Below are 7,669 nucleotides of genomic sequence, written 5' to 3' on the forward strand. Positions count from 1 at the left end.
TTCCGGCGCGGACACGCTTGCCGGATCGAGACCTGATGAGAGCCTTGCTGACCGCCGCCCTGGCGCTCTCCGTGGTCGGCGTCGGCACTGCCGATGCGGCGCGCAGGAAGGTCCAGGTGCCCAACCGCTACGACGGCACCTGGAGCATCGAGGTCATCACGGAATCGGGAACCTGCGACCGGGCGTACCGCTACGGCGTGCGCATCGCGCGCGGCGAGGCGACCTATCCCGGCGGCGACTTCTCGATCAGCGGCCGCGTCGCGGCGAACGGTGCCGTGCGCGCGACGATCTCGAACGGCATGGCCAGCGCCAACGTGGTCGGCCGGCTGGGGCGTGAAGGCACCGGCGGCGGCACCTGGAGCACCGGCGGCGGCGTGGCGTGCAGCGGCCGCTGGAACGCCGAGCGGCGGGGCTGAACCGCGCCGTGCTGTTGCCGGAACGCGACGGGATGGCGGTATCCGTGCCCGCGTTCGCCGCGTAGCACTTGCGGCCCTGTTCCGGACAAAATCCGCCTGGAAGACTCGAACCGGTTCGAAACCCGTTCGAGGCGTCACCCCGATGAAGACTGCGCTGCTCGGTGCGCTCGTCGCGCTCGTTGTCCTGTCGCCCGCCGTCGCTCGGGAGCACCCGAACGCGGCCGATGCCGAGAAGATCCTCGCGCCCCTTCAGCAGGCCGCGACCGACTGCTTCGCCGAGACCGTGATGACCAATCCGGGTGCGACGAACCACGCCCGCGCCGGCCGCTGGTTCCAGGCGGCGGGCGTGATCGGCTTCCTCTGCCGGCCCGAAGTGGACGCGATGGTCGCGGCCTACGACCGCCTCAACGGGCGCGGCACCGGCAAGCGCTACTTCAAGGCGGCCTACGCCCGCCACCTCGACCAGCAGCTCGCCTCGCGTCTCCAGCCGCTCCTGGAGCGCAAGACCGTCGCGAGCGCCGAGGCGCCGGCCAACGCCGCCTCCGCCGAGGACGCACCCGGCAACTGATCTCGCGGTCGGGCCCGGAGGCGGTCGATGGCCTACGAGCTCTATTACTGGCCGATGCTGCAGGGACGCGGCGAGTTCGTGCGCCTCGCCCTCGAAGAGGCCGGCGCCGGCTACGTCGACGTCGCCCGCGAACCGGAGGCGGGCGGCCTTGGAATGCCCGCGCTGCGTCGCATCCTCGACGATCCCGACAACCCGCGCCCCGCCTTCGCGCCGCCCTTCCTGCGCGACGGCGACACGGTGGTCGGCCAGACCGCGGCGATCCTGCTCTACCTCGGTCCCCGCCTCGGCCTCGTCGCCGGATCGGAGGCGGATCGGATCTGGACGCACCAGATCCAGCTCACCATCGCCGACGTGGTGGCCGAGGCGCACGACACCCACCATCCGATCGCCGCGGGCCTCGCCTACGAGGACCAGAGGCAGGAGGCCGCGCGCAGGAGCGCGCACTTCCGCACCGACCGCATCCCCGAGTTCCTGGCGTGGTTCGAGCACGTTCTGACCCGCGGCGGGGGCGCCCACCTCGTCGGCGACGCCCTGAGCTACGTCGACCTGTCCCTGTTCCAGCTCGTCGCCGGGCTGCACTACGCCTTCCCGAAGGCGATGGCCGCGCTGATGCCCGACCATCCGCGGGTGGCGGCGCTCCATGCTTCCGTGCGCGAACGGCCGCGGATCGCGGCCTACCTTACGAGCCCGCGCAGGATCGCCTTCAACGAGCAGGGGATCTTCCGTCGCTATCCCGAGCTGGACGGCTGAGCCGTTCGCGCCTCGTCGCGAGAGCCTCGGCGGGACCGCGACCGGACATCCGGGTCAGGCGGCCACGGCCGGACGCTCGCCGCGCCCGCGATAGGACAGCGCCTCCGCGAGGTGGAGGCGGCGGACCTGCGCCTCGCCGTCGAGGTCGGCCAGCGTCCGGGCCACCCGCAGCGTCCGGTGGAAGCCGCGGGCGGTCAGCCGCATGCTCTCGGCGGCGGTGCGGATCAGGGCGGTGCCGTCCGCGTCCGGGGCGGCGACCTCCTCGATCAGGGTCGCCGGGCAGGTGGCGTTGGTCGTGCCCGCGGGCAGGCCCCGCGCCTCGAAGCGCGCGGTCTGGAGACCGCGGGCCGCAGCGACTCGCGCTGCCGCCTCCCGCGAGCCCTCGGTGGGGGCCGGCAGGATCAGGTCGGCGGCGGTGACGGCGGCGACCTCGATACGCAGGTCGATCCGGTCGAGCATCGGGCCGGAGATGCGAGCACCATACTGCGCCATGCAGCGCTCGTTCGGGCCGCGGCGGCAGGCGTAGCCCGGCTCCAGCGCCTGCCCGCAGCGGCAGGGGTTCATCGCCGCGACCAGTTGGAAGCGGGCCGGATAGGTGATCCGATGGTTGGCGCGCGCGATCATGATCTCGCCGGTCTCCATCGGCTGGCGCAGCGAATCCAGCACCTGCGGCGTGAACTCCGGTATTAGGGCGCAAACGCCACAAGCGATCACAGGACCTTAGCCCCATCTCGGGGCCATGAAAAACGAGCATGTGCTGAGCGGCTTGGTCCGCAAGCGTTCCGAGATCGCCGGCCAGATCGAGCACACGCAGAGCGAGCTACGGAAGCTCGTCACCGACCTGGACGCGATCGACGCCGCCATCCGCATCTTCGATCCCGACGCGGACACCGGAGCCATCCCCAACCGCCAGTACCCGCCCCGTCATGCCGCCTTCCGAGGCGAGATGATGCGGCACGTCATGGGGGCTCTGAGGCTCGCGGAAGGGCCTGTGACCTCCCGCGACATTGCCCGAACCGTGATGACGGCCCGCGGCCTCGACCCCGACGATCCGACCATGTTGCAGATGATTCGGAAGCGGGTCGGGGCGTGCCTGTGGAAACTCAAGCAGGGCGAGCACGCGCGGGAGGTGCCACTTGAGGGGGAGTTGAAGGGGTGGGTACGAGCATAAGGGATACGCTCAAGCCCCAACCGCGCCGGTCGTTTATAATCAACGAAATGCAGAATGTTGCAAAAAGGCACCGTCCGCGCCGTTTTACACAACCTGTATCGACCAACAGTATCGCTCAGGTTATGAGTTGTTCATGGTTGCCGGACAGTTCGATTTCCATCCAAACAGGCCCGATGATTGCCCCTTGCCGGGCGCCGCGCCTCATACGGGGATTGTTTACCGCGCCATTAAATCCAGCGAAGCGATACCATGGGATTTTTTGTCGGACGCAGAGCGTGAGCGCGAAGGATACGATCTTAACGAGTGCAGTAACTGGGGCTTGTCGGTGTGGATAACCGAGTCGGGCGTCAATCATGCACGGAAAATTGTAAAGAATTTTCATAAGAAGTGTATAGTTCGGATTGCCGTAGGGCCGGCCGATGGTGTGCTGCTCCCAACGCCCACCGGCAATCAACCAGAGCATCACACGTACTGGCGAGACATGAATTGCGACATGTGTGCCCGCTGTGAAACTCACATAGCTAGATCGAACGGACAGCGCCATGTGGTCGATTAACGACCGGCACGAAACGCCTAGCCACCCGATCAGGATAATTCCGTTCAGAATTCTGTATGCCTTTGATGGCCCACAAATATTCATCGCAAAATTCGGATTTATCGATACAATTTTTGCAAAGTTTGATGAAACGGACGACTCAGATCTTTGGTTAGCCGCATTCACAGATGAGGCTACTATAGATTTGTTGCTGAAATACAAGATTTCTCTGCGGGGAGCTTTTCTAAATGGTCAATGCTGGGTGGTAGAGTCCAGTGGCGGATTCAGCATTGATAGATTTTGGCCATGCCACCACGATGATTTGACTGACGATATGCTACCTGACAGCGGCGTTGCCCTGCGAGAAGGGTTGGGTCGTCGTCCAGACAGCGTCGAACAAGCAAAGGCTTTCTTTGCCGTTGGGTACCGTGGCGAAGCCTTAAAACGGGATTACATAAAATTCAGCTCATTCCGTATTTTGATGGACAATGCTTATAATTGCGCTCGAACTGTGCTGTCCCCTCCAGAGCTTCTTAGATCAAAGAAGAGTACTTTTGACTTCGATATGCTTGAGCCTAAGCTGGGCAGTCTTATCATCGCCATTAGGGAGCCATTGCTGAATTCTGATCGGATTTCTAGGCTTTCTCGCGATATTAGACTTACTGCCGCAACCATGGACAATGATATTAGACTCAACAGGAAGGAATTCTTTGAAAGTGTAAATGAGCTTATAGATGCCTCGCGTGGTGAGGAGTCAGATTTTGAAGTCGTTTCAAGAAAAATGACAACTCTGCGGAGTATGACTAAAGTGCTGCCGTCCCCGCAAGGGCTGTTTCAATCTGTAGAGTTTAGTGCGGCATTTGATGACGGGACAGCTTCGCTATATATGAATGACGAAACCGGAAGAAAGCTTTCCATAGCCTATCAGGCATCACTTGACGAAACAGTGACTGAAGCTGGGACAATACAGATTATAAATACCCCCAGCAAAACATTCGTGATTTTAGCTGGCGATGGTCGTCAAATAACTTGTCAAATTGGATGGCGTGAATACGACGAGCTTCGGCAAAATCAGGCTTACTCAGAGGGCGCATGGGCAGTTGTGACTGGTCCTTTGCTTAGGCGACCTCTGAGAGACAAAATATGGGCAAACGGTGTCCCATTGGTATATGAAAACCGCGAGGCTTATCTAAATTTAGATGAAGACTCGTAAGTAATTATTTGTTCGGATTTGGAAAGCTCTCGAAGTTTCTAGGCATCAAGCTGCTGGCCGGATTACAGGGACTGCACACTAAGCCATTGCTCGGAGATGACGCTGCCAGTACCCACAAAAATCCACGGACGGCCCCCGCTTCATGGCCGCCCCGGCAATGCGCTGGTACTGTGCGCCATTGGCCTCCCGGCGGTGATCCTCGCGCCAGGACGCCTCCTGAGCGTAGCGGAGCAGGTACACGCCCGAGATGTGGTGATGGTGGCCCATCTCGCCACGACGCAGGCGGGAGAAGTATTCCTCGGCCATGTTCGTGCACGCGCCGTCCGCGCTGTACGCCTGCTGATGATTGATCCGCTTCATCTCGTAGCGGGCGTGGAGCCCATCCCAGGATGACGCCTCGTCGGCATGGACGATCGAGCCGGGCTTGATCCGGTCCTTGATGAAGCCGAGCGCCGCGCCCTCGCTCCGGAACACGGCCGGGACGGACTGGCCTTCGCGCTCACGGATGATGATGACAGACTGGCGCTTGCCGGTCTGGTTCATAGCAAGCCGGCGATCGACGCGATTGGCTTTGTGGTTGGCCGGCTTCACGTAGCCGCCGAAGTAGGCGCCGTCGACCTCGACATCACGGCCCTCGCCGCCGACGACGCGGCCCTTCATCTCCACCGCTATCGCCTCGCGCAGCTTGTGGAGCAGGACGAAGGCGCACTTGTAGGAGACGCCGAGATCGCGCGTGAGGGCCAAGGCGCTCTTGCCCTTTACCTCGTTGACGAAAATCGCGATGGCCGCGAGGTAGCAGCGCAAGGGCAGCTTGTGCGAGGCGAACAGCGTGCCCGACGTGACGGAGAAGTCCTTGCGGCAGGCCCGGCAACGGAAGCGCGGGGCACCGTTCGGGCGGCGGCAATCGTAGGCGTCCAGACCGCCGCAGTGGCAGCACACCGGGGCTCCCTTGGTCTCGGGCCAACGGACCATGCGGAACGTCGTCTCGGCCTGTTCGTCCGTCATCCGCATCACCTGAGCGAGGCTCAGGGTCTTGGCGCGGGCGGAGAGGAGGAAGTGCTGTGCCATGTCATATCCGCGATCTAGCTCGCATATTTGATATGATATGGTCCTGCCTTTTGCAACAGGAAAATCTCAGATATGATATGCCGGAGGCTTGGAAAAGAGGTACGGCATGGCAGGCAAGGCGACGACGTGGGAGGACCGGGCGAAGCGGTTCCTCAAAGCCGAGCTAAAGCGGGCGGACGTGAACTATGCCGACTTGGCGAAGCGGCTTGAGGGACACGGCCTGAAGGAGACGGAGGCCTCGATCGCGAACAAGCTCAGCCGAGGCACGTTCGCGGCTACGTTCTTCCTTGCCAGCCTGACGGCAATCGGCTGCACTACGGTTCCACTCGCGGAACTATAACCTCAGTCAATCGCGGCTCGCCAAACCCACGCTAAACGAGGGCGATGCTCAGGCGAGAGATAAATTGAGCATCCGCAATGCGCAAGCAAGAATGATAGCAAGGCCGTGAGGATGATAGCCAAATGGTAGAAGCCCCATATGAAAGCGATAGGCGCACTCCCGATAATCAAACCTGTAATGAAGGCAGCAAAACCGAGAGGCAGATAGCTCGGTACACTGGGTGGCTGACGGTCTGTACAGCGCTTCTTTCCGCCTTCACGTTCATTCTCGCCATCGCCACCGGGGGGCTGTGGTACTATGCCTATAAACAATCCGAGGACATGAAAGAAGTTGTTGCTTCCGCCAAAGACAGCGCCCGAGCCGCGAAAGACGCCGTTGGCTTGGACCGCGCCTGGATTGGCGCCCCTAAAATCGAGGACGTTCGCGCAAAGGATGGCTCGGTAAGCTTTATGTACGTGATCCAAAATAGTGGTAAACGTCCAGTCAAAAGCCTTTTCATAGTGGCCGATATTAAAAGTGATTTGAATTACAACAGCGGCACTCTTATCAAGCAAATGGATGCCGCCGCCGAGGAGGGCAGGTTGGCTCTCAATGGAAAAGACACCCCATCCTCTCGGCACGCTATCGTTCCGGGCGGCAACTTCAAGATCGGCTCTGTTGGTGAGATCCGCACCAATCTCTCGGCTTCCGCCGCGTCCGATGCCACGCTGAAGACGAACATCGTTGGCGCGATCACTTACGGCTTCGAAGAGAATAACCTGCTCAAACTTCACTTCACTAAATTCGTGGTCGATGTCACAGTCGATAACGGCAAGGTGATCGTGAGCGAACCCTGGGTTTTTGACGCCGACTAAGCAGCTTAGCGATATACACACCACAAGTGCGCACCGCGCCGCGACCCTCACGACCGAGCCTCCGACCTGAGACCAGGCCGTTGAGGTGGTTCCGACCCCTTCGGAACGCTTGTGGCGTTTGCGCCAGAATACCGGTGAACTCGGGCAGTTCGTCGAGGAAGAGCACGCCACCGTGCGCCAGCGACGCCTCCCCCGGCCGCGCGTTCAGTCCGCCGCCGACGAGCGCCGCCATCGAGGCCGAGTGGTGCGGCTGGCGAAACGGGCGCCGGTCCGACAGCCGGCCCTCGCGCAGCTCGCCCGCCACCGACTGGATCATCGAGACCGCGAGCAGCTCGCGCGGGGACAGCGGCGGCAGGATCGAGGGGAGGCGGGCGGCGAGCATCGACTTGCCGGCGCCCGGCGGACCGTTCATCAGCAGGTTGTGGCCGCCGGCCGCCGCGATCTCCAGGGCGCGCTTGGCGCCCTCCTGGCCCTTGATGTCGCGCAGATCCGGCAGGACCGGGCCGGGGGCGGCGATGGCGGGCACGGGCCGCGCCATCGCCTGCGTGCCCTTGAAGTGGTTGGCGAGCTGGATCAGCGAGCGCGGGGCGAGCACGTCGAGGTCGCCCCCGGCCCAGGCCGCCTCGGGACCGGTCGCGGCCGGGCAGATCAGCCCGAGCCCGCGCCCGCCCGCGGCCATCGCTGCCGGCAGCACGCCGTTGACCGCCGTGATCGTGCCGTCGAGCGCCAGCTCGCCGAGGACGCAGTAGCCGGC

The 7,669-nt window shown here is 62.7% G+C and carries 9 protein-coding genes and 2 pseudogenes; 7 read left to right on the forward strand and 4 right to left on the reverse strand.

The genetic code is table 11. From position 1 onward, the window contains the following. Window positions 1-35 precede the first annotated feature (35 nt). The 3 genes from ACFE8Y_RS11130 to ACFE8Y_RS11140 all read left to right on the forward strand — a co-directional run bounded on the left by ACFE8Y_RS11130 (window position 36) and on the right by ACFE8Y_RS11140 (window position 1,734). The gene (locus ACFE8Y_RS11130) at window positions 36-416 is read left to right on the forward strand and encodes a hypothetical protein (protein ID WP_375464450.1); all 381 of its coding nucleotides are present in this window, start codon (window positions 36-38) and stop codon (window positions 414-416) included. Between the two features lie 142 nt (window positions 417-558). Next, window positions 559-984: a hypothetical protein gene (locus tag ACFE8Y_RS11135; protein WP_375464451.1), complete on the forward strand. Its 426-nt coding sequence runs from the start codon at window positions 559-561 to the stop codon at window positions 982-984. Between the two features lie 27 nt (window positions 985-1,011). Next, window positions 1,012-1,734: a glutathione S-transferase gene (locus ACFE8Y_RS11140; RefSeq protein ID WP_375464452.1), complete on the forward strand. Its 723-nt coding sequence runs from the start codon at window positions 1,012-1,014 to the stop codon at window positions 1,732-1,734. 54 nt (window positions 1,735-1,788) lie between these two features. On the opposite strand, the pseudogene ACFE8Y_RS11145 reads toward ACFE8Y_RS11140, so the two are convergent. Then, window positions 1,789-2,421: pseudogene (locus ACFE8Y_RS11145) on the reverse strand (ATP-binding protein); the annotation flags it as partial. 67 nt (window positions 2,422-2,488) lie between these two features. On the opposite strand from ACFE8Y_RS11145, the gene ACFE8Y_RS11150 reads away from it, so the two are divergent. After that, window positions 2,489-2,905: a hypothetical protein gene (locus tag ACFE8Y_RS11150; protein WP_375464453.1), complete on the forward strand. Its 417-nt coding sequence runs from the start codon at window positions 2,489-2,491 to the stop codon at window positions 2,903-2,905. Between the two features lie 115 nt (window positions 2,906-3,020). On the opposite strand, the gene ACFE8Y_RS11155 is transcribed toward ACFE8Y_RS11150, so the two are convergent. Continuing rightward, window positions 3,021-3,449: a hypothetical protein gene (locus ACFE8Y_RS11155; RefSeq protein WP_375464454.1), complete on the reverse strand. Its 429-nt coding sequence runs from the start codon at window positions 3,447-3,449 to the stop codon at window positions 3,021-3,023. Here ACFE8Y_RS11155 and ACFE8Y_RS11160 point away from each other — a divergent pair. Next, on the forward strand, window positions 3,448-4,653 hold the full coding sequence (locus ACFE8Y_RS11160) for a hypothetical protein (protein ID WP_375464455.1): 1,206 nt from the start codon (window positions 3,448-3,450) through the stop codon (window positions 4,651-4,653). The two genes, ACFE8Y_RS11155 and ACFE8Y_RS11160, sit on opposite strands and share 2 nt — an antisense overlap. Window positions 4,654-4,731: 78 nt before the next feature. Here the strand turns inward: ACFE8Y_RS11160 and ACFE8Y_RS11165 are convergent, their stop codons facing one another. After that, complete coding sequence (locus ACFE8Y_RS11165; RefSeq protein ID WP_375464456.1) at window positions 4,732-5,721, reverse strand: IS1595 family transposase; 990 nt, start codon at window positions 5,719-5,721, stop codon at window positions 4,732-4,734. A gap of 106 nt (window positions 5,722-5,827) precedes the next feature. Between ACFE8Y_RS11165 and ACFE8Y_RS11170 the strand changes: the two genes are divergently transcribed. Both ACFE8Y_RS11170 and ACFE8Y_RS11175 read left to right on the forward strand, forming a co-directional pair. Beyond that, complete coding sequence (locus ACFE8Y_RS11170; protein ID WP_375464457.1) at window positions 5,828-6,061, forward strand: DUF6471 domain-containing protein; 234 nt, start codon at window positions 5,828-5,830, stop codon at window positions 6,059-6,061. Window positions 6,062-6,183: 122 nt separating this feature from the next. Next, entirely contained in the window at window positions 6,184-6,915 is a 732-nt protein-coding gene (locus tag ACFE8Y_RS11175) for a hypothetical protein (RefSeq protein ID WP_375464458.1), read from the forward strand. A gap of 76 nt (window positions 6,916-6,991) precedes the next feature. Here ACFE8Y_RS11175 and ACFE8Y_RS11180 read toward each other — a convergent pair. Next, a pseudogene (locus tag ACFE8Y_RS11180) lies at window positions 6,992-7,669 on the reverse strand (ATP-binding protein); the annotation flags it as partial.

The sequence above is a fragment of the uncultured Methylobacterium sp. genome (genome assembly GCF_964242245.1).
Taxonomy (GTDB): domain Bacteria; phylum Pseudomonadota; class Alphaproteobacteria; order Rhizobiales; family Beijerinckiaceae; genus Methylobacterium.

Excerpts from the sequence above, each read along its gene's own strand:
- ACFE8Y_RS11170 (WP_375464457.1), top strand. The coding sequence starts at position 5,828 with ATGGCAGGCAAGGCGACGACGTGGGAGGACCGGGCGAAGCGGTTCCTC.
- ACFE8Y_RS11160 (WP_375464455.1), top strand. The coding sequence starts at position 3,448 with ATGTGGTCGATTAACGACCGGCACGAAACGCCTAGCCACCCGATCAGG.
- ACFE8Y_RS11165 (WP_375464456.1), bottom strand. The coding sequence starts at position 5,721 with ATGGCACAGCACTTCCTCCTCTCCGCCCGCGCCAAGACCCTGAGCCTC.
- ACFE8Y_RS11155 (WP_375464454.1), bottom strand. The coding sequence starts at position 3,449 with ATGGCGCTGTCCGTTCGATCTAGCTATGTGAGTTTCACAGCGGGCACA.
- ACFE8Y_RS11135 (WP_375464451.1), top strand. The coding sequence starts at position 559 with ATGAAGACTGCGCTGCTCGGTGCGCTCGTCGCGCTCGTTGTCCTGTCG.
- ACFE8Y_RS11130 (WP_375464450.1), top strand. The coding sequence starts at position 36 with ATGAGAGCCTTGCTGACCGCCGCCCTGGCGCTCTCCGTGGTCGGCGTC.
- ACFE8Y_RS11140 (WP_375464452.1), top strand. The coding sequence starts at position 1,012 with ATGGCCTACGAGCTCTATTACTGGCCGATGCTGCAGGGACGCGGCGAG.
- ACFE8Y_RS11175 (WP_375464458.1), top strand. The coding sequence starts at position 6,184 with ATGGTAGAAGCCCCATATGAAAGCGATAGGCGCACTCCCGATAATCAA.